The organism is Nocardia sp. CDC519 (assembly GCF_059509835.1).
In genome coordinates, this window is record NZ_CM183377.1 from 930,497 (window position 1) to 956,776 (window position 26,280).

Annotated in this window: 19 protein-coding genes; 6 read left to right on the top strand and 13 right to left on the bottom strand. The window is 67.5% G+C overall.

Annotated features, from left to right (window positions below; all coding sequences use genetic code 11):
• Window positions 1-216, top strand: a 216-nt coding sequence (locus tag AC5W7N_RS04115; RefSeq protein ID WP_495923296.1) for a hypothetical protein, incomplete at its 5' end; no start/stop codon positions are given.
• 12 nt (window positions 217-228) lie between these two features.
• Here the strand turns inward: AC5W7N_RS04115 and AC5W7N_RS04120 are convergent.
• The 12 genes from AC5W7N_RS04120 to AC5W7N_RS04175 all read right to left on the bottom strand — a co-directional run bounded on the left by AC5W7N_RS04120 (window position 229) and on the right by AC5W7N_RS04175 (window position 16,979).
• Window positions 229-2,157: an alpha/beta hydrolase-fold protein gene (locus AC5W7N_RS04120; RefSeq protein WP_495923298.1), complete on the bottom strand. Its 1,929-nt coding sequence runs from the start codon at window positions 2,155-2,157 to the stop codon at window positions 229-231.
• A 169-nt stretch (window positions 2,158-2,326) separates the two neighbouring features.
• The gene (locus AC5W7N_RS04125; protein ID WP_228806775.1) at window positions 2,327-3,361 is read right to left on the bottom strand and encodes an alpha/beta hydrolase; all 1,035 of its coding nucleotides are present in this window, start codon (window positions 3,359-3,361) and stop codon (window positions 2,327-2,329) included.
• Window positions 3,362-3,921: 560 nt separating this feature from the next.
• Window positions 3,922-4,974, bottom strand: a complete 1,053-nt coding sequence (locus tag AC5W7N_RS04130; protein ID WP_163813549.1) for an alpha/beta hydrolase — start codon at window positions 4,972-4,974, stop codon at window positions 3,922-3,924.
• A 379-nt stretch (window positions 4,975-5,353) separates the two neighbouring features.
• Window positions 5,354-6,445: an alpha/beta hydrolase gene (locus AC5W7N_RS04135; protein ID WP_375139390.1), complete on the bottom strand. Its 1,092-nt coding sequence runs from the start codon at window positions 6,443-6,445 to the stop codon at window positions 5,354-5,356.
• A gap of 183 nt (window positions 6,446-6,628) precedes the next feature.
• Window positions 6,629-8,578 carry an arabinofuranosyltransferase AftB family protein gene (locus AC5W7N_RS04140; protein WP_495923301.1) on the bottom strand — a complete coding sequence of 650 codons (1,950 nt, stop codon included), beginning with the start codon at window positions 8,576-8,578 and terminating at the stop codon, window positions 6,629-6,631.
• 4 nt (window positions 8,579-8,582) lie between these two features.
• Complete coding sequence (locus AC5W7N_RS04145) at window positions 8,583-9,515, bottom strand: decaprenyl-phosphate phosphoribosyltransferase (protein ID WP_130919802.1); 933 nt, start codon at window positions 9,513-9,515, stop codon at window positions 8,583-8,585.
• Window positions 9,516-9,534: 19 nt separating this feature from the next.
• On the bottom strand, window positions 9,535-10,146 hold the full coding sequence (locus tag AC5W7N_RS04150; protein ID WP_178127842.1) for a phosphatase PAP2 family protein: 612 nt from the start codon (window positions 10,144-10,146) through the stop codon (window positions 9,535-9,537).
• A 5-nt stretch (window positions 10,147-10,151) separates the two neighbouring features.
• A complete protein-coding gene (locus tag AC5W7N_RS04155; protein WP_495923303.1) occupies window positions 10,152-12,086 on the bottom strand; it encodes a glycosyltransferase in 1,935 nt (644 codons plus the stop codon).
• Between the two features lie 41 nt (window positions 12,087-12,127).
• A complete protein-coding gene (gene glf / locus AC5W7N_RS04160) occupies window positions 12,128-13,357 on the bottom strand; it encodes a UDP-galactopyranose mutase (protein ID WP_194990943.1) in 1,230 nt (409 codons plus the stop codon).
• 528 nt (window positions 13,358-13,885) lie between these two features.
• Entirely contained in the window at window positions 13,886-14,539 is a 654-nt protein-coding gene (locus AC5W7N_RS04165; protein WP_495923305.1) for a hypothetical protein, read from the bottom strand.
• 143 nt (window positions 14,540-14,682) lie between these two features.
• The gene (locus tag AC5W7N_RS04170) at window positions 14,683-15,456 is read right to left on the bottom strand and encodes a MerR family transcriptional regulator (RefSeq protein ID WP_495923307.1); all 774 of its coding nucleotides are present in this window, start codon (window positions 15,454-15,456) and stop codon (window positions 14,683-14,685) included.
• A gap of 110 nt (window positions 15,457-15,566) precedes the next feature.
• Window positions 15,567-16,979 (bottom strand): SpoIID/LytB domain-containing protein, encoded by a 1,413-nt coding sequence (locus AC5W7N_RS04175; RefSeq protein WP_495923309.1) that lies wholly within the window; start codon window positions 16,977-16,979, stop codon window positions 15,567-15,569.
• Between the two features lie 330 nt (window positions 16,980-17,309).
• Here AC5W7N_RS04175 and AC5W7N_RS04180 point away from each other — a divergent pair, with 330 nt between their 5' ends.
• On the top strand, window positions 17,310-19,529 hold the full coding sequence (locus tag AC5W7N_RS04180) for an N-acetylmuramoyl-L-alanine amidase (RefSeq protein WP_495923311.1): 2,220 nt from the start codon (window positions 17,310-17,312) through the stop codon (window positions 19,527-19,529).
• Window positions 19,530-19,730: 201 nt separating this feature from the next.
• Here the strand turns inward: AC5W7N_RS04180 and AC5W7N_RS04185 are convergent, their stop codons facing one another.
• Entirely contained in the window at window positions 19,731-20,570 is an 840-nt protein-coding gene (locus tag AC5W7N_RS04185; protein WP_195020402.1) for an HAD family hydrolase, read from the bottom strand.
• A gap of 172 nt (window positions 20,571-20,742) precedes the next feature.
• Here AC5W7N_RS04185 and AC5W7N_RS04190 point away from each other — a divergent pair, with 172 nt between their 5' ends.
• The 4 genes from AC5W7N_RS04190 to AC5W7N_RS04205 all read left to right on the top strand — a co-directional run bounded on the left by AC5W7N_RS04190 (window position 20,743) and on the right by AC5W7N_RS04205 (window position 26,278).
• Window positions 20,743-21,720, top strand: a complete 978-nt coding sequence (locus AC5W7N_RS04190) for an ABC transporter permease (protein WP_163813558.1) — start codon at window positions 20,743-20,745, stop codon at window positions 21,718-21,720.
• Window positions 21,721-21,787: 67 nt separating this feature from the next.
• Window positions 21,788-22,711 (top strand): ABC transporter permease, encoded by a 924-nt coding sequence (locus AC5W7N_RS04195; RefSeq protein ID WP_495923312.1) that lies wholly within the window; start codon window positions 21,788-21,790, stop codon window positions 22,709-22,711.
• Window positions 22,708-24,591, top strand: coding sequence for an ABC transporter ATP-binding protein (locus AC5W7N_RS04200; RefSeq protein WP_163813560.1), 1,884 nt, complete (start codon window positions 22,708-22,710; stop codon window positions 24,589-24,591). Before AC5W7N_RS04195 ends, AC5W7N_RS04200 begins: the two co-directional genes overlap by 4 nt.
• 10 nt (window positions 24,592-24,601) lie before the next feature.
• Entirely contained in the window at window positions 24,602-26,278 is a 1,677-nt protein-coding gene (locus AC5W7N_RS04205) for an ABC transporter family substrate-binding protein (protein ID WP_195020399.1), read from the top strand.
• Window positions 26,279-26,280 lie beyond the last annotated feature (2 nt).

Sequence of the window (26,280 nt, forward strand, 5' to 3'; positions counted from 1 at the left end):
GGCCCTCTTTTTTTTTTTGTTTCAGCGGGAGTTTTTTTCTTTTGGCGCGCGCAACTGCCGCGGAAACACGAGACGGGCCGCAAACCGCTCAGGTTTTCCAGGGGGGCGAACACCGAGGGTAATACCCAGACCGGGATACGGCTGCTCAGCTACGAAGTGTGGCACATGACACAGACCTCGGTTCATCCATCCGCACCCTTCCCCGATCGGCGATGACCTGGCCGAAGATCAGGGGTGCACTTGGGCCTTGCCGTCGCGGATGGTGATGTGACCGGCCTGGAAGTTCTGCTGAACCCCGCCGGGGATGGCGAACTCGTCGCTGATCGGGAATCCGAGGCGGCCGTTCTCGTAGCCCGCGTCGCGCCAGGCGTCCATGATCGGCCCATTGCGCACCGCCCAGGCGCCCGACAGCGGGCTCCAGTAGATGTTGCCGCCCTCGAACCGGCTGTAGCGGCCGAGATCCTTCAACGGCTGCTCCGGCGAGGCGGGGAAGCCGAGCCAACTGTTCTCGAAACCCATGTCGGCGTATTTGCCGAGGATCAGGCCCTCCACCCGGTGCACGCCGGTGGCCGGGCTGAAATACATGGGCCCGCCCTCGAATCCCTGCACCGCGCCATCGCGATTGGGCGTCTTGATCTCCGGGCCGACCGGGTAGCCGGCGGGACCGCCCTCGAATCCCTGCCTGCCCCACTCTTCGAGAATCGCCCCGCGCACCACCTGCGCGCCGGTCTGCGGAGTCCAGTACAGCGAACCGTGCTGGAAGGTCTGCACTCTGCCGCGCCCGTCGGGCAATCCACGTTCGGGGCCGGTCGGCAGGCCGAGCGCACCGGCCGGGCCGGCAGCGGCCTGATAGCCGCCGCCGATCATGCCCGCGACCGGATGTGCGCCACCATCTTTGGAGAAGAACACCCGGCCGTGCCGGAAGTCCTGGGCCACACCGCCGTTCACCGGGTACTCGCCGGTCAGGCAGTCGCCGAGCCAGCCGTTGGCGGCAACCACCGGACCGATGGCCCCACCCACCTCGCACGCGGGCTTATCGGCTTCCACGCCGAGCGCGGCAGCGGCCTGCGGCCAGGACTGGCGCATCTCGAAATCCCAGTACGGCCACGAATGTGTGCCGGAGGCACGGTAGTTCACCTGCACCGGGATGCTCAGGTCACCGAGCTTGGTGACGAAGTTCTGCGACGTCATCCTGGACAGGATCTCCAGGCCCATCCCGGCCAGATTGGTGCTCACGCCCGGCACCACACCGCTCGGTGCGTCGTGCGGCCCGGTGGCACCGGAACCGCTGGAGACGTAGAGGCTGATCCCCTTCAGCTTCTCGGCCAGCAGGTACGGATCGTGTTCCTCCCACAGTGGGCTGGTCGGCGGGCCCCACATGGCGGTGGAATCGAACCCACCGGCGTCGCGCATGGCGAACTGGATCGCCTGCGGCATGCCGAGCGTCGTCGTGGTGAGGAAACCGGAGTAGGAGGCGGCGTACTTGACGAAATCCTTGTTGCGGGCGGCCAGGAACATGGCGGCGGTACCGCCCATCGACAGGCCTTCCATGCCACGCACATTCGTGGCCCGCCACTGGCCCTCGAGTAGCGGCGGGAGTTCCTTGGTCAGGAAGGTCTCCCACTTGTAGTTCTTGCCGTTGTTGGGTTCGAGCCAGTCGGAGTAGAAGCTGGATTGCCCGCCCACCGGCAGCACCACGGTGACGTTCTTGTCGGCGAAGAAATCGACCGCGCCCGCATCCTTGATCCAGCCGCTGACGTCCTCGGTGGCGCGCAGGCCGTCGAGCATGTACAGCACCGGGAACTTCGCGTCGGGGCGGGTGTTCCAATCCCGGGCCAGCAGCAACCGCACCTGGATCGGTGCGCCCATGGCGGGCGAGTTCACCCACAGCTCGACATGCCGATCGGTCAGCCAGATGACATTACGCACCGAAGCCAGCGCGGCGGCGGTGACCGCGGGCTGAGCGTCGGCAGCCGGCGCCTGCACCACGCCGAGCCCCGCCGCGAAGGGCAGCACCAGCGCCGTGGCGAGCGCGGGCAGGATCGTGCGCGGCTGCCGGCCGAACCGTGCGCCGCTGCCCTGCCTACCGCGCGCAATACCTACCACAGGGATGTTTGTACCCCGGTCGGGCCGTGGTTCCGGGGACGACGCGCCCATAGCAAACCATTTGGTTCGCCGCCTGTTTCCCGCCATCGGCTCCGGTCACGCCGGCGGTGGAGCCGTATTCGCTTACCGCACAAGCGAACACGGGTCACCACACAGCAAACGGCGCCGCCCGCTTCCGTAGGAAACGAACGGCGCCGTCGAGCGCGTCAGCGACCGATGATCACCAGCCGCCGGTGGCGTCCAGGAACATCTTGCGGGAGGCGAACAGCTGGCCCTCCCAGTACTTCCAGCTGTGCGTACCGGCAGCCGGGAAGTCGAAGTGCGCCTGGATGCCGAGGGTGCTCAGGCGGGCCTGGAAGGCGCGGGTGTTCACCAGCGACAGCGCCTCGAGGGCCATCGCGTTACCGGTGTTGAACACGCCGATCGCCGAGTTCGGGTGATCGTGCGGACCGGGCAGGCCGCTGGCCGCCGAGATGTACATCGGCAGACCCTTCAGCTGCGGCGCGAACACGAACGGGTCCATCCGCAGCCAGGCCGGGCTCCACGGCGCGGCCATCGAGTCGACGTTGTAGCGGCCGGCGTCGAGCATCGCGATGCGGATGGCCTCACGCATACCGGGCGCGGAGATGTTCAGGTAGCCGGAGTAGGACGCGGCGGCCTTGAACTGATCGCGGTGGTAGGCGGCCAGGGCCAGGGCGGCGCTACCACCCATGGACAGACCGGCGACCACGTTGTTGGTGCGGGAGACGCCGTAACCCTCGAGGAAGGTCGGCAGCTCCTTGGTCAGGAAGGTCTCCCACTTGTAGGTGGTCTTCTGACCGTTGGTGTTGGACGGCGCGTACCAGTCGGCGTAGAAGCTGGACTGGCCGCCGACCGGCATCACAAGGGTGATGTTGTCATTGGCGAACTGCTGCATCGCGTTGGTCTCGAACGACCAGGCGTTGCGGTCGTCGCGGGCACGAAGGCCGTCGAGCAGGTAGAGCGCGGCGTTGCCGCCGCGGCTGGCCCACTGGACCTGCACCTTGATCGGACCCATGCTCGACGGAACCATCAGCTCCTCGTAGCCACCGGCGGGCGCCCGCAGCGCGGGGCCGTGCACCGGAGCCGCGATGGCGGCGGTCGGAGCAGCCACACCCGCGGCGATCGGCAGCGCTAGCGCCGCAGCGCCGACGGCCAGAATCCGGTTACGCCAACTGCGAGGCGCGCCTCGCCGTCCCGTGGTCCTCTTCGGGGCGGCCGCCCTGCCGAAACGCATGAATCCTGCTCTCTTTCTGCTGTTGTGGAGCCACCCGCGGCTGCGGGCGACACCCGTTCTGTGTCAACGAGACGCCGCCGGGGCCTGTACCCGAATCCCGACCTTCCGGTACAGCCGTCGACGGCGCTACAACGATCTGGTCACACTGATGCTCGCTGGACGATATTCGACCCCCGAATCGTTAGCAAGACCCGGGGTTGCAGTGCGGGCCGAAATCCGTCCGCGACAATCAGTGATCGTGCGGTGACACTACCGTGTCCCGCGGTTGATGTCGCGACGGACCTCATTATTTGTTCGTTATCCCAAATCAACGGGCGCGCACCAAGATCACCAACGCCGAGGGAACGTTCCGCTCCGCCGGATGAAGTGATCATGAACGGACCGCAGCGAACTCCTCGCGGCATCGAACCCGGCAACTTTCCCGCGTACTTCGCACATCGCACATCGATTCGAGGAATAGCGGCAGAAATGCGCCGGAAATAGCCGGACAACATGAATTCGGGCCCTGTCCGGACCACCCGTGAGGGGTGTGCCGAACAGGGCCCTGCCGAATGCGGGGCTCAGCCGATATGCGCCGAGAGATCCGGCGTCATCCGCGCGACCTCTTCGGCCCAGTAAGACCAGGCGTGAATACCGACGTTCGGGAAGGAATAGACCACATTGTTGGCGCCGAGCGTCGCCATCCTGATCTGGAAGGCACGGGTGTTGGCCAGGGCCAGCGCCTCGAGCGCCATACCGTTCACGGTGCCGGCCGTTGGGCCGTCGGTCGGACCGGGCAGCCCGCTGCCCGCCGAGATCCACAGGCGGGTGTTGTTGTCACGCAACCGCGGCGCGAACACGAACGGATCCATCCGCAGCCACTGCGGGCCCCATGGCGGCGCCATCGAATCGACGTTGTAGCCGCCGGCGTCGAGCATGGCCATCCGGATCGCCTCGCGCATGCCCGGTGCGGAAATGTTGAGGTAACCCGAGTAGGAACCGGCGAAACTGAACTGGTCCGGGTGATAGGCGGCCAACGTCAGTGCGGCGCTACCGCCCATCGACAAACCGAATACGCCATTACGGTTCGGATTGAAGCCGAGCCGGTCGCGCAGCGCCCAGCGCAGATTCTGGGTCAGGAAGGTCTCCCACTGGTACCGGTAGCTCTTACCCGGGCCGGCGGCGAGCGCGTTGAGCGCGCCCGAACCCGACGACGAACCGGTGCCCGGCGGGATGCCGGCGAAACTACTCGGCGCATTCCAGTCGGCATAGAAGCTGGACATACCGCCGACCGGCATCACCACATTGATGTTCCAGTCGGTGAGCAGTTGCGCGACGTTGGTATCGATCTCCCAGCCGCTCAGCGTCTCCGGGGCGCGCAGACCGTCGAGGGCGTAGACCACTCGGTTGGTGTTGCCGTCCTTGGCGCGGAAGACGCGCGATTTGATGGGGCCCATCCCGGAATCGACCCAGAAATCGAAACCGGCCGGGTTGAACGCCGCCGAGGCGGGAGCGGCCGGACCCGCTATGGACACCCCCATGGGGACGAGCATCGCCGCGGCGACACCTACCGCCGCCCGCTTCACCCATGAGCCGGACCGCGTCGTTCTACCGGGCCTGCGCGCACTTCGCATTCCACTAGACCTTTCGCCTGAACGGCCGGTCAGCAATCGCATGGCTACGACACCGGCCTCCTCATCGGACACCGGGTGACCGCGTCGGACGATCTCGAGACGCACCCACCTGTGTGCATGTTCCTGGTGTATCAATCGACAATGAATGCCTCCATGTTGCTGGATGGTGATCCATCCCACAACTCCGGCGGGCTTCCGTATGCACATTCGTTGCCGGGAGCTGTGTTGGATTGCGGCTCCTTCGTCGCGGCTGTTCGTGGCCCCGGGGAAGTCACGAACCGGGCACCTCGGGATCGCCCGCCCTGGGTCGCACCAGGTACCCCGGGAAAGCAGAAGGCCGCTCGGTGGGTGCCGAGCGGCCTTCTGGTCGGAATCCGGTCTAGCCGATGTGGGCCGACAGGTCCGGAATCATCCGGTAGACCTCGGACTCCCAGTTCCGCCAGTTGTGCACACCGACGGGCGGGAAGCTGTAGGTCACGTTGTTCGCGCCCAGCGTCATCATGCGGACCTGGAAGGCGCGGGTGTTCACCAGCGCCAGCGCCTCGAGCGGCATGCCCTGGATGATGTCCAGCGGCGCGGTGGCATCCGCCGGGCCCGGCAGGCCACTGCCGGCGGCGACCCACAGCCTGGTGTTGTTGGCCTTGAGTCGTGGTGCGAACACGAACGGGTCCATCCGCAGCCACTGCGGGCCCCACGGCGGAGCCATGGCGTCGATGTTGTAACCGCCCGCGCTCAGCATGGCCACGCGCAGCGCCTCACGCATACCGGGCGCGGAGATGTTCAGGTAACCGGAGTAGGAGCCGGCGAAGCTGAACTGATCCGGATGGTAGGCGGCCAGGGTCAGCGCGGCACTACCGCCCATCGACAGGCCGAAGACGCCGTTGTTGTTCGGGTTGAACCCGAGCCGGTCCCGCAGCGCCCAGCGCAGGTGCTGGGTGAGGAAGGTTTCCCACTTGTAGGTGTTGGTCTTGCCGAGGGTCTCGGTCCAGCCGGAGGAACCCGTCGCGGCCGAACCGGACGACGAGCCCGACGACGAACCCGCCGAACCGGTGTTCAGGCCGAGGAAATCGCTCGGGCCGTTCCAGTCGGCGTAGAAGCTCGACGGACCACCAACGGGCATGACCACGTTGATGTTCCACTTGGTCAGCTCGCGGACGACCTCGGTCTCGATCTCCCAGCCGCTCAGGTCGCCACGGGCGCGCATGCCGTCCAGGGCGTAGACCACCCGGCTGGTGTTGCCGTCCGCGGCGCGGAAGACGCGGGACTTGATCGGCCCCATCTCCGAATCGACCCAGAAGTCGATTCCGGCGGGGTTGAATGCCGCCGACGCCGTCGCGCCGGGGCCTGCCACCGACGCCCCGAGCGGTAGCAGCACTGCCAGCGACATGAGCATCGATCGCTTCAACCAGGAACCGGCTCTTCGGACTCCCGGTCGGCCACCGTGCGCTCTGCGCGCGATCACGCCTCGCATGTGTTCTCGGCCTTTCGTCATGCGGCGGTCGCCGCGTTCCTCGGTGCCACCGTGCCCCGGCCCACGTTTCGGGCAGGACACGGCGGGGTACCACGGCAGCCTAACCCGTGACCTATGCCAGAGCGTTATCAAAACGAGACAAAGTGAGGCACGCCGCTTTGTTCGCGGCGCGTCGACAACGCGCTAGCGGGGCGGTTGCGGGTAGGGGTCGACCAGCCCGCAACGCTGGATCTCGTACTTGGGCACCCGCTCGATACGGTACTTCGCGAAGTTCAACGCGTTGCGGAGGTTGTGCTTGAACCGATCCCATGTCAGCTCGCCGCGGTAGGACAGCAGCAGGGCGTGGGTCTGCGGGCACGACATCGCCACCCGCGCCTGGGTCACCCATTTCTCGTCCAGGTACCAGGGCATCCACGGCTTCTGATCCACCATGCCGGTGTCCACGATGACCCAGTCCGGGAACAGGCTCTTGTCGTGGCCGATGCGGCCGTCCTCGAGCCGCTCGGTGTGCGCGGCCAGCGGGTAGGCCAGCCCCATCGGGTCGATGACGCGCACGTCCAGCGGGACGTTCATGCTGGTCATGCCCAAGTTCAGGAAGTAGACGGTATGGCCGGCGCCGCCCTCGGGGATGGGCTGCGGCGGTGGCGCCACGTACCAGAACATGAACGACGGCGAATTCAGCAGCAGCCCGCCGTTGGGATTGGCCATGATGTCGTTGACCATGGGCCGCATCCGGGCGTAATCGAGGTAGTCCTCGGCCAGGATCGGATGGTCGTGGCCGGTGTTGAGCACGTAGTAGACGCGTTCGTCGACGATGCCGGACGAGCTGATCTTGGTGCCGGTGGTGATCGCGGTGGTGCCCATCGCCAGCAGCGACCACACCACCGTGCCGACCAGCGCCAGCGAGGTCAGCACGAAGGCACCGCTGCCGGCCGAGATCGCTCGCAGCCCCGCTTCCGGCAACCGCACCGGCAGCACCGCGACCGGGGCCAGCAGGCAGAACAGCTGCGACAGCAGCATCCGGCCGTGCATGAAATCGCCGCCGACGCGCAGGGCGTAGACGGTCAGGATGACCCCACTGCCGAGCATGAGGGCGACGACGGCACTCGGTGAACGCAGCCATTGCCGGAACCGGATCGTCCAGCGGGCCCTCGGCTCATCGGGATCCTCGGTCTCGGCCTGCTCCGCGCCGGCCCGTCCGGCACGCGCCGCGACGATCCCGGCGACGAGCAGGATCAGCAGCGGAACCCAGAGGAAGTACGGCCCGACCAGATCCCACAGGTAGGTGAAGCCCTGCCCCCATTTCGCACCACCGGCATCCTTGGCCACGGCCGTATTCGGGTACGGCAGACCGTAATAGCCCATCCGCCAGATCTGGTAGCCCAGCGGCAGCAGGCCGGCGACCGCGACGATGATCAGTCGCAGCAGGCTCGGGCGCAGCCGGGTGGCCGGCATCGGCGCCAGGAAGATCATCAGCAGCGCCAGTCCGCCGACCAGCGTCATCTCCGGGCGGATCAGCGGCGCCAGACCGGCGAGGAACACCAGCCCGAGCAGGCCGGGCACCCGGACGCGTTCGGCCTGGCTCCACCGCACCATCAGCCAGAACAGCAGGCCGAGCCAGGCGATGACCAGACCGCTCTCCAAGCCGGAGGTCACGTAGTCACGGGCGGGCGGCACCGCGATGTAGGCCAGTGCGCCCGCTGGCAGCAGCAGCGCCGAGGACGATCCGCCCCACAGCCGCGCCGAGCCGAGCATGGCGAACACGATCGCCAGCACCGACAACGTCAGCGCGACGCCGAGCACCACGTACTCCAGCCGCGCCTGGGTGAGCCAGCTGAAGAACCAGACGATATAGGTCCACGCGGTGCTGGTGTTGGTTTCGACCCGTTCGCCCGCGTTGAACACCGGGCCGTTGCCCGCGAGCAGATTGCGCACGGTGCGCAGCACGATCAGGCCGTCGTCGGCGATCCAGCGGCGTTGCCAGCCACCGATCGCGAACAGTGCGGCGGTCAGCACCACCCCACCGACGAATGTGGCCCGGGATAGTCGGGCGATACGCGAGGCCGGGGCGGGCTGCTCCTCGGCAGCCGCCCGCTCCGCGTATTCGGTTCCCTCCGCTCCCGCTACCAGCATCTCGTCAGGTGAGATAGACAGCGACACCTACCGCTCCGATCCAGGCGATTGCGAGGAACTGGAGGACCCGGTCCCCCAGCGCGATCTCTTCCGGTTCGCCGGCCTCGCCGCCATCGACGTCGACCGCGTACCGCAGGATTGCGATGGTAAACGGAACCATCGAGATGGCGTACCAGTTCGTGTTATTGGCTTCGCCCTGCTCGAAGGCCCACAGGCCGTAGAACACCACGACCGCCGTCGCGGCCAGCGTCCAGATGAAACGCAGGTAGGTGGGCGTGTAGTACTCGAGCGACTTGCGGATCTTGGCGCCGGTACCCAGCGCGATCTGCAATTCGGCGTAGCGCTTGCCCGCCGCCATGAACAGCGAGCCGAAGGCCATGATCAGCAGGAACCACTGCGACAGGCCGATATCGGCGGCCGCGCCACCGGCGACGGCGCGCAGCAGGAAGCCCGAGGACACGATGCAGATGTCGAGCACGGCCTGATGCTTGAGGCCGAAGCAGTAGGCGAGCTGGATGCCGATGTAGACCGCCATCACGACCGCGAGCTGCCACGATGCCAGCAGCGAGCCGAGGATCGAACCGGCAAGCAGCACCACCGCGAGCATGTAGGCCAGGTTCACCGGCACCACACCGGCCGCGATCGGCCGGTACCGCTTGGTCGGGTGGGCGCGGTCGGCCTCGACGTCCATGGAGTCGTTGACCAGATAGATGCCAGAGGCCGCCATGCAGAACACGACGAACGCGATCGCGACATGCGCGAGCACCGAGGCGTCGCCGAGCACATCGGGGCCCGCGGCCAGCGGCGCGGCCAGCACCAGGACGTTCTTGACCCACTGCCGGGGCCGGACCGCCTTGATCAGGCCACCGGCCAAGGTCTTGGGCGGGCCCTTGACGACGGCTTCGGCCAGATCGGCGCCGGTCGGCTCTTCACTCATCTCAACCAAGGCCTTTTCTTCAGTGGTCATGTTTACGCGCCCGTCGCGAAGCCAATCGCTTCTCGGTACCGATCAACGCGGCAGCCGACGCCGCACCGAGCGCGGAACCGGCGAGCACATCCGAGGGGTAGTGCACCCCGAGCACGACCCGGGACAGCACCATCGGCGGGACGAGCACCGCTGGCAAGGGTAGCCCGGTCAATCTGCCGAGCAACACCGCAGCGGCGGCGGTGGAGGTCGCGTGCGAGGACGGGAAGCTGAGCTTGCTCGGCGTCGACACGTTGACCTGCACCGACGGATCGTTCGGGCGCGGGCGGCGGACCACCCGCTTGATCACGATCGAGGCCGCGTGCGCGCCGACCGCGCCGACCGCAACCCCGGCCCACTGCCTGCGGCGCGGCTTGTCCACCAGCCAGCCGGCGGCGGCGATGCCGACCCAGCCGAGCGCGTGCTCACCGAAGTGCGACATCGCGCGGGCGGCGGAGACAACGGTGGGGTTGGCGCCGATGGTGCCCTGCACGGCGTTGATGATCGCGACCTCGCGCGGGACCTCGACGTATTCGCCGCTGCACGCGCAGGCGCCGCCGCACCCCTCCTCGGCCGGATCGACCAGGGGCAGGCTCGGGTTCATCGCGTTCACTTCTCGGTTCCGTTCTGACTGACGCCGAAGGTCTTCTCCCATGCGGCCGCGCTGGTCAGCTCGGCATGGGCGGCCCGGTAGCGCTGCTGCATCTCCGGGAAACGGGCGGTGAGTTCCTTGCGCAGCCGCAGCGCTTCCTTGAGCAGCTCGGCCGCCTTGCGCGGATCGCGCTTGCGGTAGACGACGCCGCGGCCATCGGCCGTGGTCACGGTGACGCCATCGACCTGGGAGAGCAGGAACCAGCGGGCGTCCAGCGTCGGCACGTTCAACTGGGGGGTGTCGTGGTTGACCGGATCGACCTTGCGGAAGTTGTGCACCACACCCTTGGCCAGGCGCGCCACCTTGGCCAGCGGGTTACCGGGCTCGCCGACCGCGCCGACGCTGTGGTGGCTGGCCATCGGCAGCTCCGTCGACGACGGCAGCACCACCGCGTCCGGGTAGTCCTTGCGCATCGCGTGGATCTTGCCGAGCGCACTCGGCAGCAGGTCGAACAGGCCCTCGGGGCCTGCGAGGAAATCGCGGATCGCCTCGTTCTGGATCGCGACCGTGGAGTACTCCAGGCAGAGCAGATGCTTGAGCGTGGCCTTGATCGTGTTGACGACCATCGGCTTGCCGTCGCCGGGCAGATGCAGCGAGGCGACCACCAGACGATTACGCAGATGGAAGTACGCCTGCCAGTCGATGGCGTCGTCCTTGTCGCTCCACGCCATATGCCAGACCGCCGCGCCCGGCAGGGTGACCGTCGGATAGCCGGCGGCGCGGGCGCGCAGGCCGTACTCGACGTCGTCCCATTTCAGGAACAGCGGCAGCGGCTGACCGAGCTCCTCGGCGACCTGACGCGGGATGACGCAGGTCCACCAGCCGTTGAAGTCGACGTCGATGCGCCGGTGCAGCAGCTTGGAGTTGTCCCGGTCGCGCAGCGGGTACTTGGAGAAATCGTGGTCGTATTCGACGTTGGGCGCCGCGGTCCACATGAAGATGCCGCGGTCGACGACCTCGCCCATGGTGTGCAGATGCGAGCGTTCCTGCAGGTTGAGCATCTGCCCGCCGACCAGGATCGGCGATTTCGCGAACCGGGCGAAGGCCAGCGCGCGCAGGATCGAATCGGGCTCGATCTCGATGTCGTCGTCCATGTAGACGATGTACTGGGCGTCGGTGGTCTTCAACGCCTCGTACATGACCCGGCTGTAGCCGCCGGAACCGCCGAGATTGGGCTGATCGTGGATGGCCAGCCGGTCCCCGAGTACCGCCGCGGCCTCGGCGAAGCCCGGTTCGTCGACGACCTTGCGGTTGCCCTGATCAGGGATGATCACGGCCTTAATCTGATCGAGCACCAGCGGATCCGAGCCGAGCGCCGCCAGGGTCTTCACCGCGTCGGTCGGGCGGTTGAACGTCGGCATGCCCACCGCGATGCTGCCGTCGCCGGGCGCCTCGACCGGGGCGTACCAGCCGCCCGCCAGCAGGGTGACCGCGGTGTCGGTGGTGATGTCGAACCAGATCCAGCCGCCGTCCTCGAACGGGGCCAGCTCGGTCTCGAACTCCACGAAGGTCGAGTCGGCGCCGGGTTCGACCGCGAATTCGCGGCCCTGCACGTGGATGCGGGAACCGTCGGCCTTGGAGCGGTAGACGTCGACACGGCCGTGCCCGGCCAGCTCCAGCCGCAACACCACCGAGCTCAGGATGCTCCAGCGGCGCCAGTAGCTGGCGGGCAGCGCGTTGAAGTAGGTGCAGAACGACACCTCCGACTCCGCGCCCACCGACAGCGAGGTGCGGGTCGGTGCGTGCGCGCGACGGGCGTTGGTCGGCGACTCCTCCAGGTAGAGGGTCCGCACGTCCAGCGGTTCGCCCGGCCGCGGCAGGATGATGCGTTGCAGCAGCGCCTTGGCTCGGGTCTCGGTCGTCATCTCTTCCAGAATCGGTTGCGAGGTCATTCGTTCCCTGTGGTCGCGGCGTGGATTCGGGGCCTGCGCACCTACGCCTGCTCGCTGTCGGTCAGCGGCGCGCCCGATTCCAGATGCGGCCTGAGCACATTGTCGAACATGCTCAGCGCGCTACCGATGGCCATATGCATGTCCAGGTACTGGTAGGTGCCCAGACGGCCACCGAAAACGACCTTGGCCGTTGCGGTTTCGTTCTTGGCGCGCTCGCGGTAGGCCAGCAGCTTGGCGCGGTCCTCCGGCGTGTTGATCGGGTAGTACGGCTCGTCACCGGTCTGCGCGAAGCGGGAGAACTCGCGCATGATGACGGTCTTGTCTTCCGGGTAGGCGCGCTCGGGATGGAAATGGCGCGGCTCGATGATGCGGGTGTAGGGCACGTCCGCGTCGTTGTAGTTCATCACCGAAGTGCCCTGGTAGTCGCCGGTGGGCAGGACCTCGGTCTCGAAGTCGATGGTGCGCCAGCCCAGCTCGCCCTCGGCGTAGTCGAAGTAGCGGTCCAGCGGGCCGGTGTAGACGACCGGAGCGTCCGGATTCGCCGCCCGGATCTCCTCACGCACGTCGAACCAGTCGGTGTTCAGCCGCACCTCGATCAGGTCGGAGGCGGCCATGTTCTCCAGCCACTTCGTGTACCCCTCCTTGGGCAGGCCCTCGTAGGTGTCGTTGAAGTAGCGGTTGTCGAAGGTGTAGCGGACCGGCAGCCGGGTGATGTTGCCCGCGGGCAGTTCCTTCGGGTCGGTCTGCCACTGCTTGGCGGTGTAGTCGCGGATGAAAGCCTCGTAGAGCGGGCGGCCGATCAGCGAGATCGCCTTCTCCTCGAGGTTCTGCGCGTCCGCGGTGTCGATCTCGGCGGACTGCTCGGCGATCAGCGCCTTGGCCTCGTCCGGGGTGAAGTAGCGACCGAAGAACTGCGAGATCAGCCCGAGTCCCATCGGGAACTGGTAGGCCTGTCCCTTGTGCATCGCGAACACGCGGTGCTGGTAGTTGGTGAACTCGGTGAACTGGGTGACGTAATCCCAGACCCGCTTGTTCGAGGTGTGGAACAGGTGCGCACCGTACTTGTGCACTTCGATCCCGGTCTGCGGATCCGGCTCCGAATAGGCGTTACCGCCGATGTGGTGGCGACGGTCGAGCACCAGCACCCGCTTACCGAGCAGCGTGGCGGTGCGTTCGGCAACGGTCAGCCCGAAGAAGCCGGAGCCGACCACGATCAGGTCGAAGGTGGAATCGGAGGACGCGGAGTTACCGGGGGACGATGCGACGGTCACGGGAGCCCAGAGTATCGGACTTCCCCGTGAGGTCCGGGTCGAGTCGCGGGGTGCGCATCCGGCAGGCGTTCTGCCACCGGTTTCCCGTGCTCGTCACCTGCGCGGAGGCACCGTCCGGGCGCCCGGTGACGACCTCTGCCGGGTGGGATCCACCGGTTCCGGCCGAGCGTGACTACCGCGAAGACCGCGGTGAACCCGAACACGACCGCACGGCTGCCAGGACGACGCGCCGCGGTGCGGACGAGAGGACGGGCCGGGCCCCGACCTCACCGCTCGACCAGGCTCCACGTCGGTATGGCGGGGCTTACACCGGCGACGGCGAACTGGTGCGGCGCTGGTCGAAGCGGGCACGCAGGTGGAGCCGCACCCTGCCGAACGCGCGGCGCTCCGGGGTGGCCCGCAACGAGCGCACGGTGGGCGCGGGCGGAACCTGCTCGGCTCCGGCGATCTCGTGCAGGCGCCGCCACTGCTGGGTCAGGTATTCGCGGCGCTCGCCGAGCTGCTCCGTCTGCGATGAGCGGGCCGGGCCTACCGGTACGGGTAGTGCCCGTACATCGGGGCGGGGGCGGCGAGAGCCGGGGTGCGGGGGGCGCGGATCCAGCGGCCGGTGGCGCTGAGGGAGGCCAGGATGAGGACGGCGACCACCAGGGCCAGGTCGAGGACCATCTGGCCGACCATCGTGCCGATGATGCTGATCGCCCAGGCGATGTTGATCAGGGCGAGCACGCTGGCGATGATGACGGTGACGCGGCCGAACTTGGTGCGGCACACCAGCAGTAGACCGCCGAGCAGCATCAGGAAGGCGATGAGGCCGGTCAGCCACAGCATGATGTCGGCGGTGTTCTGGGAGAAATCGAGGTCGATGTCGACGTCGCTGCGGGAGCTGCTGCCGCCACCGCCGCGTCGGCGGGCGCCGCTCACCACGGGGGCGCCCAGCTGGTTTGTCAGCTGCACCGCCCGGATGACGCCCCAGACGTAGAGCGCACCGCAGATCATGGCGAGAATGCCCGCGGTGATTCCCGTTCCGCCGCTTGCCTGTTGCTGCGGCGGTTGCGGTGGATAGCCGTAGCCCGGCGGCTGCCCGTACGCGGGCGGCGCGCCGTAACCGGGCGGCGGTCCGTAATTGTGCGGCGCTGGGTAACCGGGCCGACCCTGACCCGGGTGACCATAGGGATAACTCATGGGACGCCCCCCTCTCGATGTCGCCGGAACTCTACCGTGCGGTCCCGACAGCGAGCGAGCCGAAGACGCCCGCACGCGGGAGGTTCCCCGTGCGGGCGTCGGCGAAACCGTGGACCGCCGGACCCGATCCGGCGGCCCCTCGGCTATCGGAGGTTGCGGTCGGCGTAGATCCGCATGGCGTCGCGGACGAACTCGGCCGTGCCCTCGCCGTGCCGGTCGTAGTTCTGCCCGAAACGCGGGTCGGCGACGTACATCTCGCCCAGTCCGGCGAAATGGTCGGCGCCCGGGCGCTTGCCCTGGTAACCCCCGGTCAGCCACTCGTAGTGGCGCTGGGTGATGGCCTGCACCTCATCGCTTCCGGCATCCAGACCGGCCGCATGGGCCCGGCCGAAATCGGCGGCGATATCGAGCTGGGTCTGCTGGAAGGTCTGCTTCTCGGCCTCGCTCAGCGAACGCCACCACCGGTCACCGCTCTCGTAGGCGTCCTTGCCCCACCGCTCGATGACCTCGTCCTTGTACCTGGTGTGGTCGAACCCGTCGAAAACTTCTGCTGCCACGAGCTTTTCACCTCTTTCCATTTTGCGCAGCGTTGAGTTCACCGACTCGATCCGACGCCGGATCCGATCCTGTTCCTGCCGAAGCAGTTCCAGGTGCGTGTGCAGTGCCGCGGTGGCGTCCTGCTCTCCGGCGAGCACTTCGGCGATGACCGGCAGGCCGAGGCCGAGCTCTCGCAGCAGCAGGATGCGTTGCAACCGCACGAGAGAGTCCTGGTCGTAATAGCGGTACCCGTTGGTCCCGATCCGGCTCGGCGGCAACAGCCCCAGCTCGCCGTAGTGGCGCAGCGTGCGGCTGGTGGTACCGGCTGCCTTGGCCAGATCCTGGATGGACCATTCACCGGTCCGGGTGCCCGCGACCATGACCTGAACTCCTTCCCTGTCGAGGCGGTGCAACCAGCTTGCAAGTTGACGTTACGTCAAGGTCAAGCCGGATCGCACCGCCTCTTCAGGGCGTGGATCACAGCGCCCGGTCAGGCGCCGCCGAGTGGCCGAGGTGTACCGAATACGTCGGCTTCGGTCGGCAGTTCCGACCACACCGCCGCGCCCGGCGGTTGCACCTCAGGGGTTGCGCCGGTCGGCGTTCGCTGCACCTCGGGTCCTCCGGGCGCGGCCGAAGCGCTCGCCGGGTCGCCCTGGGCCGGTGCCGCCGGGGTTCCGGGTGCCGGCGCGCCCGGTGTTACCGAAGCCGGGCCGGCCGGATCTCCTGGTGCGGCGCCGGGCTCGGCGCTGCCCGGCGCCGAATCGGCCAGGCCGGGCACCAGCTCGAGCAGGGTCGTGAAGTCCACGACCTGCGCGCCGAGCGTCGGGGTGTAGATGATGACGCCATTGCTGTACAGCCGGTACAGCCCGGCGTTCTCGGGCAGGATCATCTCCGGCCCGATGGGCTCACCCACCGAACTCTCCGCACCGCCGATCCGGGCGTATTCGGCGTCGATCGGGGATTCGGTGTCGGAGGTCCTGGTGCGCGGCGCGGGGCCGGCCGGCGGTGCGCCGACGCTCAATTCGGCGGGGGTGGGCCCGACTTCGAAGGTCTGGATGTCGGCGGGCTGCCCGCCGTCGGGTGCGGCGGAGTACTCCGAACGCAGGACGTGCCCGTCGCGCAGCAGCACCATGCCCGCCGTCGAGGCGACGGCCTCGGCGGTGCGCGGATCTTCCATTGCGGTACCGGGATAGACCTGGCAGTCGGTGGTGTCGCAGGTCTGCGCGTACGGGTAGCGCGTCTCGGCGAGGGCGTAGGAGCGGGCCGCGATGGCCTGGGCGCGCAGGGCCTCGGCAGCGCCCTTGTCGGCCCAGTTGGCCTGCACTTCGGCCGGGATGACGCCGAGCAGGTAGTCCTCCACGTCGACCCGGTTCACCGTGCGCGCAGCGCCGTCCTCGCCGGCCACACCCAGCGAACCGCGGTACGCGCCGCCACCGCACAGGGTCAGGTGCTCGGCGGCGGGGCGGCCCGGAGCGGGATCGACGGGGTAGATCCACGGATCCGCGGTCGAGGTCTGCCACAGCACCTCGCCGTCGCAACCGCTCGTGACCACGACATTCGCGCCGCCATCCGGTAGGGCGGTGAGGTGGGCGACCTCGCCGGGGCCGATGATCCGGCCGGCCACCCGCGCGCCGGCCTCGGCGTAGGCGTCGAGGGTCGAGTCGTCCTGTGCCATCAACCGGACGGCGACGGTGGTCGGGCCGACGGCGCCGAGGGTGGCGCCCGGGTAGTAGTGCCCGAGGATGCGTTCGGCCGTCCAGCCGTCCTGCGCGTTCTTCAGCGCGCCGTGCTGGCTCATGCCGCGGCCGTGGCCCGGCCCGGCAAGCGGTCTATACACGTCGTCGCCGGTCCACAGCACCAGCGGGCCGGCGACGAGCAGGGCCGTCGCGCCGACGACCAGCAACGAACTCCGCCTGCCTCGGCGCCGGCGCATCGACTGCGGTAAATGCGGCGCTGCCAGCGCATTCTCGACGCGTTGCGCCAAGAACCCGCGAGCGCGGTCGTTTCGTTGCGGCATCCGTTCACTCCCCTTGGTTTCCAAGGACCGGACAGGGTTCGGCGCCTGTCGGCATGTCGTTTAGACCGGCCACGATCCGAGAGCTACATTCGAGCACACATAATCCTCAACAAGAGGTTTAGAGATGTGAAATTTGTGACTAGTGTGATCCTTGGGACATCTCGACGCAAGCACTGATGCACTCGGATCACTGGTTCGACCCGATGGGAGAAGCTCGTGCCCTACCGCAAACCGAAACGTTCCTACGTGCTCCCGGTTGTCACCACACTTGCGGTAGCGGCGCCGCTGGCCGCCCTCGTGCCCAGTGATTCGGACTACCGCACCGCCAACGAAACCCAGCTCGCCGCCGTCCCCGCGCAGCTGGCCGAAGTGGTACTGAATTCCGCACCCGACATCGTGCTGCCGCTGCGCGAATTGACCGGCCTCAACCTGCCCGACCTGCGCCTTTCCGATTTGCGCAAGATTCCCCTGCCCGCCTCGGTTCCGGTGCCGCCCGGGCTTCCGCTACCGCCCGGCATCCAATTACCCAGCGAAATTCCCTTACCCCAGTTCGACTCCGGTCAACCCTCCGCGCCGCAGATCCAGAACGTCCCAGGACGCCTGCCCACCGGTGCGCAATTCATCGCCGACCCCGCCCTCGGCGCCGACCCGAACACCCCCGCCCTCGCACCGGGCGCGGTGCCGCCCGAGCTGATGACGGAGGTCGGCGCGCAAGTCAAAGAACTTTCCCGCGACACGCCGTTCAGCGTCGTCGCCCTCACCGCCGAGGACCTGCTGAACACCAAGGCGATGATCCGGGCCAAGCAGCCCGACGGCACCTGGGGCCCCTGGTACGAGACCGAGCCGATCGACACCGGCGCCGCCGACAATGCCGCACCGTCCGGCACCGAAGGCACCGAGCCGATCTACGTCGGCAACACCACCGCCGTGCAGGTCCTGGTGACGCGCAAGCCCGCACCGGCGCCCGCGCCGCAGGATCACGGCGCCCCCATCCAGCCGACGCCGGCCGCCGCGCCCGTCGACCAGCCGGAACCCGAACTCAAAGCGGTGCTGATCGATCCGGGTCGCGGCGCCATCGACGGCGCGCTCAACGACGTCGCCGCCGCGCTGCCCGGCGGCGGGCCGACGGTTATCACCCGGAACCAGTGGGGCGCCGACGAATCCATCCGCTGCGATTCCCCCACCTACGACGACGGCCTCGGCGGTGTCACGGTGCACCACACCGCGGGCCGCAACGACTACAGCAAGGCCGAATCGGCCGGCATCGTCCGCGCGATCTACACCTATCACGCCCAGACCCTCGGCTGGTGCGACATCGGCTACCACGCCCTTGTCGACAAGTACGGCCAGATCTTCGAGGGTCGTTTCGGCGGGCTCGACAAGCCGGTGCAGGGCGCGCACGCGGGCGGGTTCAACGAGAACACCTCTGGCGTGGCGATGATGGGCAACTACGAGTCCGAGACACCGTCCACTCCCATGCTGAACGCGGTCGGGCGGTTCGTCGGCTGGCGCACCAAGATCGCCGGGCTCGACCCGAAGGGCTACACCACCATGTACTCCGAGGGCACCGAGTTCACCCCGTACGCGCAGGGTGAAGAGGTGCGGCTGCCGATCGTGTTCGCCCACCGCGACGTCGGCAACACCAGCTGCCCCGGTGACGCCGCCTACGCGCAGATGGACCGGATCCGCGATATCGCCGCGGGCGCGCCCGGCGCGTCGGGCAGTACGCCGCCGTCGCGCCAGGTGCAGTCCGATGTGGCCGCGCTGGCAAACCTCACGGCCAAGCTGCTGACGATGGTCAACGACAACATCATCGCCAAGTACTGGGCGTCGAAGGGTGGACCGGACGGCCCGCTCGGTCAGGCCGCCTCCGAGCCGCTGCCCGCCGCGCAGGGTCAGCAGTACGCCAAGTTCGTCAACGGGTACGTGTATTCGACGCCGGACGGGCAGGCCATCGAGGTGGTCGGCAAGATCCTCGACCGCTTCCTCGAACTCGGTGCCGACGCCGGAGTGCTCGGCCTGCCGCTCGGCAACTCCTACCCCGTCCCCGACGGCCTGCGCGAGGACTTCCAGTACGGCTCACTGATCCTGAACCAGGTCACCGGCATCGTCACCACGGTGTGGAAGACCTACAACGACACCTATCAGGAGGAGATGAACCGGCCCGACCAGGTGTCGGCGCCCGATTCCCCCGCACCCGCTGACGCGCAAGCACCGGTACCGGGTACCCCGGCCGCTCCGGGGGCGCCTGCTCCGGTACCGGGAACCCCGGCCGCTCCGGGAGCGCCCGCGCCGGCTCCGCAAGCGGCGCCCGCACCCGAGGCGGCACCGCCCGCTGAGGCACCCGGCCCGGCGAGCGAGGAGCCGTCCACACCCGAGGTCGGCCAAGCGCCCGCACCTGAGGTAGCCCCGCCAGTCGCCCCCGAGAACGGCTAGGCGGGTAACTGAGTGTGCCGAGCCGGCTACGAGATCCACGCGCCCGATCGGCCACCCGACCGTAGTTCCGGGCCGGCATAGGTCCCGGCCAGGTATAGGTTTCCGCCCGCCTTTGAGCGACAATCGCGAGACTTGTCGCTCAGATGCGGGCGAAAACAGTCTCCTCCCGGCCGCACGCGCCCGGGCAGTTCCAGCCCGCGATCACACCCACCAGCGTTCGAGCACGCGCGCCACACCGTCCTCGGCGTTGGTCGTGGTCACCTCGTTCGCCGCGGCGATCGCCTCGGGGTGGGCGTTGGCCATGGCGACGCCGCGACCGGCGAGGGTGAGCATCGGGATGTCATTGGGCATATCGCCGAAGGCGATGGCCGTTGCGGGGTCGATGCCGAGCCGTTCGGCCACTATCACCAGGCCGGACGCCTTGGTGACGCCCGGCGCGGACAGTTCGATCAGGCCATGGTCGGTGGAATAGGTGATGTCGGCGCGCTCGCCGACCATCGGGGCGAGCGCGGCCAGCATGTCACCGCTGCGGGCGCCGGGGAGCCGGATCAGCATCTTGATCGCGGGTGAATCGATCACCTCGTGCCGGGCGACGGCGGTGTCGTCCGGATTGAGCCAGGCGTGTTCGTATTCGGGGGAGCTGACGAATTGCGGTGTCACCGCGTCGTGGGCGCTGGCACCGACCCGCTCGGCTGCCAGACCACACCCCGGCAGCACCTCCTCGGCGAGGTCGGCGATCCAGCCGAGGGTCTCGATATCGAGAGTCCGGCTGGTGAGCACCCGATCGGCGGCGCTGTCGTAGATCACCGCGCCATTGCCGCACACACACAGCGGCGCGAAGCCGAGCCCGTCCACCACCGGGCCGATCCAGCGCGGCGGGCGACCGGTCGCCAGCACGAACGGCACACCGTCGGCGACGACGGCGCCGACCGCGGCTTTGGTGCGGGCGGTGACCCGCTCGTCGGGGTCGATGAGGGTGCCGTCCACATCGGAGGCGACGAGTTCCGGCTTCGGCAGCTGCACACGGGTCACCCATTCCATTGTGCTGTCTTTCCGCGCACGCCGCCGCGCCGCCCGCCCGGCACGCCGACGGGTTGCCCGGCCACCGGTCTTCGAGTTTGCCGAAAGATGAACACGCTGGTTGCCCGTCGGGCGCGCGCGGTGGCCGGTGGCTCCCTATGATCGGGGGCTACACCTGGACTCGAGGGGACCGATGACCGGCTTTTTGCTACGACGTGCGCTCAACTATGTCGTGCTGTTGCTGCTGGCGTCATTCCTCACGTTCAGCCTGGCGTCACTGACCTTTCGCCCGCTCGACAGCCTGGAACAGCGCAATCCGCGGCCGCCGCAATCGGTGATCGATGCCAAGGCCGAGGAACTGCACCTGAACGAGCCGATCCCGCAGCGCTATCTCACCTGGATCAAGGGCATCCCGCAAGGAGATTTCGGCACCACCCTCGCCGGGCAGCCGGTGAGCGAGGAATTGCCGCGCCGGGTGGGAGTCTCGCTGCGGCTGCTGATCATCGGTTCGATCGTCGGCACTGTACTCGGCGTGCTCATCGGCGCCGCCGGGGCGATCCGGCAATACAAGTTCAGTGACTACTTCACCACGATCGTGTCGCTGCTGATTCTGTCCACACCGGTCTTCCTGCTCGCGACGCTGTTGAAATACGGTGCGCTGGAGATCAATTCGATGACCGGGCAGCAGATCTTCCTCTACACCGGCGAGACCTCGGCGAGCACGATCGAAGGCTTCGGTGCGCAGCTGGTGGACCGGCTCCAGCATCTGGTGCTGCCGACGCTGACGCTTGCCCTCGGCGGTATGGCCGGTTACAGCCGCTACCAGCGCAACGCCATGCTCGACGTGCTGCAGAGCGATTTCATCCGCACCGCCCGCGCCAAGGGGCTGACCAGGAGCAAGGCTCTCTACAAACACGGCCTGCGCACCGCGCTGATCCCGATGGCCACGCTGTTCGCCTACAGCCTCGGTGGACTCATCACCGGCGCCACCTTCACCGAGAAGATCTTCGGCTGGCACGGCGTTGGTGAATGGCTGGTCGATTCGATCAATGCCCAGGACCTGTACGTCGTGGTCACGGTGACGGCGTTCGCGGGTCTGGTGGTGCTGGTGTCGGGGCTGTTGTCCGACATCGTGTACGCGATTCTCGATCCCAGGGTGCGTGTGGGATGAGCGTCAGGCCCGAAGGAGGCAGCTTGCGTAACCACGTAGGGCCCGGGAATCCCACCATGGGGGCAGCGTGACCGAAGCCGAGATCATCGTCCAGGGCGCCCCCGAGGTCGCCGCGACCGGGCGACGCAAGCTGGTATGGCGCCGTTTCCTGCGCAACAAGCCCGCCGTGGCCGGTGCGATCATCCTGGTGCTGTTGTTCATCGTGAGTTTCGCGCTGCCGCCGTTTCTGCCCTACGACTACCAGCAGCTCGATTACACGGCACTGCTGAAACCGCCGAGCCCGGAGCATCCGTTCGGCACCACCCAGATCGGCCAGGACGTGCTCGCGCAGACGCTGCGCGGCCTCCAGAAATCGCTGATCATCGGGTTCTGCGTGGCCATCATCTCCACCACCATCGCCGCACTCGCCGGTTCCATCGCCGGACTGCTCGGCGGCTGGACCGACCGGGCCATCATGTGGTTCGTCGATCTGCTGCTCGTGGTGCCGAGCTTCATCATCATCGCCCTGTTCGCCCCGCGCACGAAGGGCAGCGGCTCGATTCTGCTGCTGATCCTGCTGCTGGCGCTGTTCGGCTGGATGATCAGCGCGCGGATCGTGCGCGGGTTGACGTTGAGCCTGCGCGAACGCGAATTCGTCCGCGCCGCACGATATATGGGCGCACCCACGCGCACGGTGATCCTCAGCCATATCGTGCCGAACATCGCCTCGATCCTGATCATCGACACCACCCTCACCGTCGGCGCATCGATCATGGCCGAGACCGGGCTCAGCTTCCTCGGCTTCGGTGTGCAGCCGCCGGATGTCTCGCTCGGCTCGCTGATCGCCTCTGGCACCAAATCCGCGCTGACCTACCCGTGGCTGTTCCTGTTCGCCGGTGGGCTGCTGATCATCACGGTGTTGTGCGCGAATCTGGTGGGTGACGGGCTGCGCGACGCATTCGATCCGAGTGCGAAGCGGGCCAGGTCGCGGAAGGCGAAGGCGAAGGCATGAGTACTGACACCACGTCCGTCGCGCAGACGCCGCCGGAGAAGTCCGCCGCCGCGCCGCTGCTCGAAGTCACCGACCTGCGCGTCTCCTTTCCCAGCGAAGAGGGCCGCGTCGATGCCGTGCGCGGGGTGAGCTACACCGTCAACGACCGGGAAGTGCTGGCGATCGTCGGCGAATCCGGTTCGGGCAAGTCGGTGTCGTCGCTGGCGGTGATGGGCCTGCTGCCCGAGCAGGCCAGGATCAACGGTTCGATCCGGCTGCGCGGACGTGAGCTGCTGGGGCTGGGCGACAAGCAGCTGTCCAAGCTGCGCGGCAGCTCGATCAGCATGGTCTTCCAAGACCCGCTCTCGGCGTTGACCCCGGTGTACCGGGTGGGCGATCAGATCGCCGAGGCGCTGCTGGCGCACGGCGCGATGAACAAGGCCGACGCCGCGAAGCGGGCCGTCGAACTGCTCGATCTGGTGGGCATTCCCGACCCGGAAGTGCGCGCGAAGGCGTTCCCGCACGAATTCTCCGGCGGTATGCGCCAGCGGGTGGTGATCGCGATGGCGATCGCCAATGATCCGGCGCTGATCATCTGCGACGAACCGACGACCGCGCTCGACGTCACCGTGCAGAAGCAGATCCTCAACCTGCTGCGCAAGGCTCGCGACATCACCGGCGCGGGCGTCATCATGATCACCCACGACATGGGCATCGCCGCCACCCTCGCCGACCGGGTCGCGGTCATGTACGCGGGCAGAATCGTCGAAACCGCCGCCACCGCAGAGCTGTTCAACACCCCCCGGATGCCGTACACGGTGGGTCTGCTCGGCTCCATCCCCCGCATGGACGGCCCGGCCCGCGCCCCGCTCATCCCGATCGTCGGCGCGCCGCCCGCCATGCACGCCCTGCCGCCGGGCTGCTCGTTCGCCCCGCGCTGCCCCATCTCCATCGACGACTGCCGCGCCGCCGAACCACCACTGGAACGCACCGGACCCGGGCATTCCGCCGCCTGCATCCGCACCTCGGAGGTGGGTTCGGCGGAGCTGTTCGAGGCCTACCGCCGCGAGATCAGCGAGCCGGAGCAGATCGCCGACACCGAACCCGACGTGGTGTTGCGGGTGACCGACCTGGTGAAAACCTTCCCGATCACCTCGGGTGTGGTGTTGCGCCGGCGCACGGGCGAAGTGCGCGCCGTCGACGGCATCAGCTTCGAAGTCCGCAAGGGCCGGACGCTGGCGCTGGTGGGCGAATCCGGTTCCGGGAAATCCACCACCCTCACCCAGATCCTGGATCTGGTGCGCCCCGAAGCCGGCCGCATCGAAATCCTCGGCACCGACGTCGCGACCCTGACCAAGGCCCGCAAACGCGAGATCCGCCGCAAGATGCAGATCGTCTTCCAGGACCCCACCGCGTCTCTCGATCCGCGCCTGCCCATCCACGACGCCATCGCCGAACCGCTGCGCATCGATGGCCGCCCGCGCGCCGAAATCGCCCGCCGGGTACCGCAACTGCTCGAACAGGTGGGTCTGCGCCCCGAACACGCCGACCGCTACCCCGCCGACTTCTCCGGCGGCCAGAAACAACGCATCAGCATCGCCCGCGCCCTCGCCCTCGACCCGGAACTGCTCGTCCTCGACGAACCGGTCTCCTCCCTCGACGTCTCCATTCAGGCCGGCGTCCTGAACCTGCTACGCGACCTGCAAACCGAACGCGGCCTGTCCTACCTGTTCGTCTCCCACGACCTGTCGGTGGTCCGCAATCTGGCCCATGACATCGCGGTCATGTACCGCGGCAAGATCGTCGAATCCGGACCGGCGGAACAGATCTTCGGCAACCCTGAACACGAGTACACCCGGACTTTGATCGACGCGGTGCCCGAACCCGTCGTGAGCCGATAGGAGGTTTGCCGTGCGGATCCACTCGCTCGGTATACGTGTGGCCGTTGCGGCCGTCGCGACCGGTCTGGTCCTGTCCGGATGCTCGAGTTCGGATGATCCGGCACCGGGCGCCGAGGTCGCCGCGCTCGGGACCTCCAACGACATCAATCCGCGCGATGTCTCCGAGCTGCGCGACGGCGGAAACCTGCGACTGGCGTTGAGTTCATTTCCCGAGCAGTGGAACGCGCTGCACATCGACTCCGACGGCGAGGTCAGCGCGGTCGAACGTCCGCTGATGCCCCGTGCGTTCCACACCAGCGCCTCGGGTGAGCTTTCGGTCAATACCGACTACTTCACCAGCGTCGAACTCACGGACACCGATCCGCAGCGGGTCGTCTACACCATCAATCCCGAAGCTGTCTGGTCCGACGGGACGCCGATCACCTGGGAGGATATGCGGTCGCAGGCCGCGGCTCTGAGTGGGGAGAACCCCGAATACCTGATCAAGATGACATTCGGTTTCGACCGGGTCGAGAAGGTGGAGCGCGGCGTCGACGATCGTCAGGCGATCATCACCTTCAAGGAGCATTACGCCGATTGGCAGGGCCAGTTCGCGGGTGAGGCATTCCTGCTGCCCGCCTCGGTGACCAGCACGCCCGAGGCTTTCAACAAGAGTCAGCTCGACGGTCTCGGCCTTTCTGCGGGCCCGTTCATCATCCAGTCCGTGGACAAAGCGCAAGGCCGGGTCGTGCTCGGTCGTAATCCGAAATGGTGGGGCGAGACCCCCAAGCTCGACACCATCACCTTTACCGTGCTGGCGAGCGAGGCGGTGATCCCGGCCTTGCAGAACAATGAGATCGATGCGGTCGGTATCGCCAGTATCGACGATATGCGCACCGCGCAGAGCACCCCCGGTGTGCAGATCCGGCGTGCGCCGGGCAACAGCTGGTCGCACCTGACCTTCAATGGAGCGCCGGGCTCGATTCTGGAAGACCCGCGGGTACGGGTCGCGATTTCGAAGGCTATCGACCGCAAGGGTATTGCGGTCGCCATGCAGAACGGTCTCGTGGCGAATCCTCAACCACTCAACAACCATGTGTACGTGCAGGGGCAGGTGGGCTATCAGGACAACAGCCTGCCGTTCGATCCGGAAGCCGCGGCGCGCGAACTCGACGAACTCGGGTGGAAGCTCAACGGTGAGTTCCGGGAGAAGGACGGCCGCAGGCTCACCATCCGCGACGTCATGTACAACGCGCAGAGCTGGGTGCAGATCGCCCAGATCATCCAGCAGAACCTCGCGCAGATCGGCGTCGAACTCATCATCGACACCCGGCCTGGTCAGGGCCTGTTCACCGACGTATTCCAGCCCGGAAATTTCGATGCCGGGCAATGGGTGTGGTCGAGCGATGTCTTCGCGCTGAAGAACCTCCCGCAGGTCTACCGCTACGACCCGAACGATCTCCAAGGCAACTACGGTCGCATCGGCTCACCGGAAATCAACGACCTCATCGACAAGGCCCTGGCCGAACTCGACCCGCAGAAGGCCATCCAGATCGCGAACGAGATCGATCGCAAGCTGTTCGAGATCGGTTTCTCGCTGCCGCTGGTCCAGTCGGCGGGTAACGTCGCGGTCCGCGCGGATCTCGCCAATTACGGCGCTCCCGGACTCGCGTCCTACGACTACACGAAAATCGGGTTCTTGAAATGAGG

Coding starts and splice junctions, on each gene's coding strand:
- AC5W7N_RS04120 (WP_495923298.1), bottom strand. CDS start 2,157: ATGGGCGCGTCGTCCCCGGAACCACGGCCCGACCGGGGTACAAACATC.
- AC5W7N_RS04125 (WP_228806775.1), bottom strand. CDS start 3,361: ATGCGTTTCGGCAGGGCGGCCGCCCCGAAGAGGACCACGGGACGGCGA.
- AC5W7N_RS04130 (WP_163813549.1), bottom strand. CDS start 4,974: ATGCGAAGTGCGCGCAGGCCCGGTAGAACGACGCGGTCCGGCTCATGG.
- AC5W7N_RS04135 (WP_375139390.1), bottom strand. CDS start 6,445: ATGCGAGGCGTGATCGCGCGCAGAGCGCACGGTGGCCGACCGGGAGTC.
- AC5W7N_RS04140 (WP_495923301.1), bottom strand. CDS start 8,578: ATGCTGGTAGCGGGAGCGGAGGGAACCGAATACGCGGAGCGGGCGGCT.
- AC5W7N_RS04145 (WP_130919802.1), bottom strand. CDS start 9,515: ATGAGTGAAGAGCCGACCGGCGCCGATCTGGCCGAAGCCGTCGTCAAG.
- AC5W7N_RS04150 (WP_178127842.1), bottom strand. CDS start 10,146: ATGAACCCGAGCCTGCCCCTGGTCGATCCGGCCGAGGAGGGGTGCGGC.
- AC5W7N_RS04155 (WP_495923303.1), bottom strand. CDS start 12,086: ATGACCTCGCAACCGATTCTGGAAGAGATGACGACCGAGACCCGAGCC.
- AC5W7N_RS04165 (WP_495923305.1), bottom strand. CDS start 14,539: ATGAGTTATCCCTATGGTCACCCGGGTCAGGGTCGGCCCGGTTACCCA.
- AC5W7N_RS04170 (WP_495923307.1), bottom strand. CDS start 15,456: ATGGTCGCGGGCACCCGGACCGGTGAATGGTCCATCCAGGATCTGGCC.
- AC5W7N_RS04185 (WP_195020402.1), bottom strand. CDS start 20,570: ATGGAATGGGTGACCCGTGTGCAGCTGCCGAAGCCGGAACTCGTCGCC.
- AC5W7N_RS04190 (WP_163813558.1), top strand. CDS start 20,743: ATGACCGGCTTTTTGCTACGACGTGCGCTCAACTATGTCGTGCTGTTG.
- AC5W7N_RS04200 (WP_163813560.1), top strand. CDS start 22,708: ATGAGTACTGACACCACGTCCGTCGCGCAGACGCCGCCGGAGAAGTCC.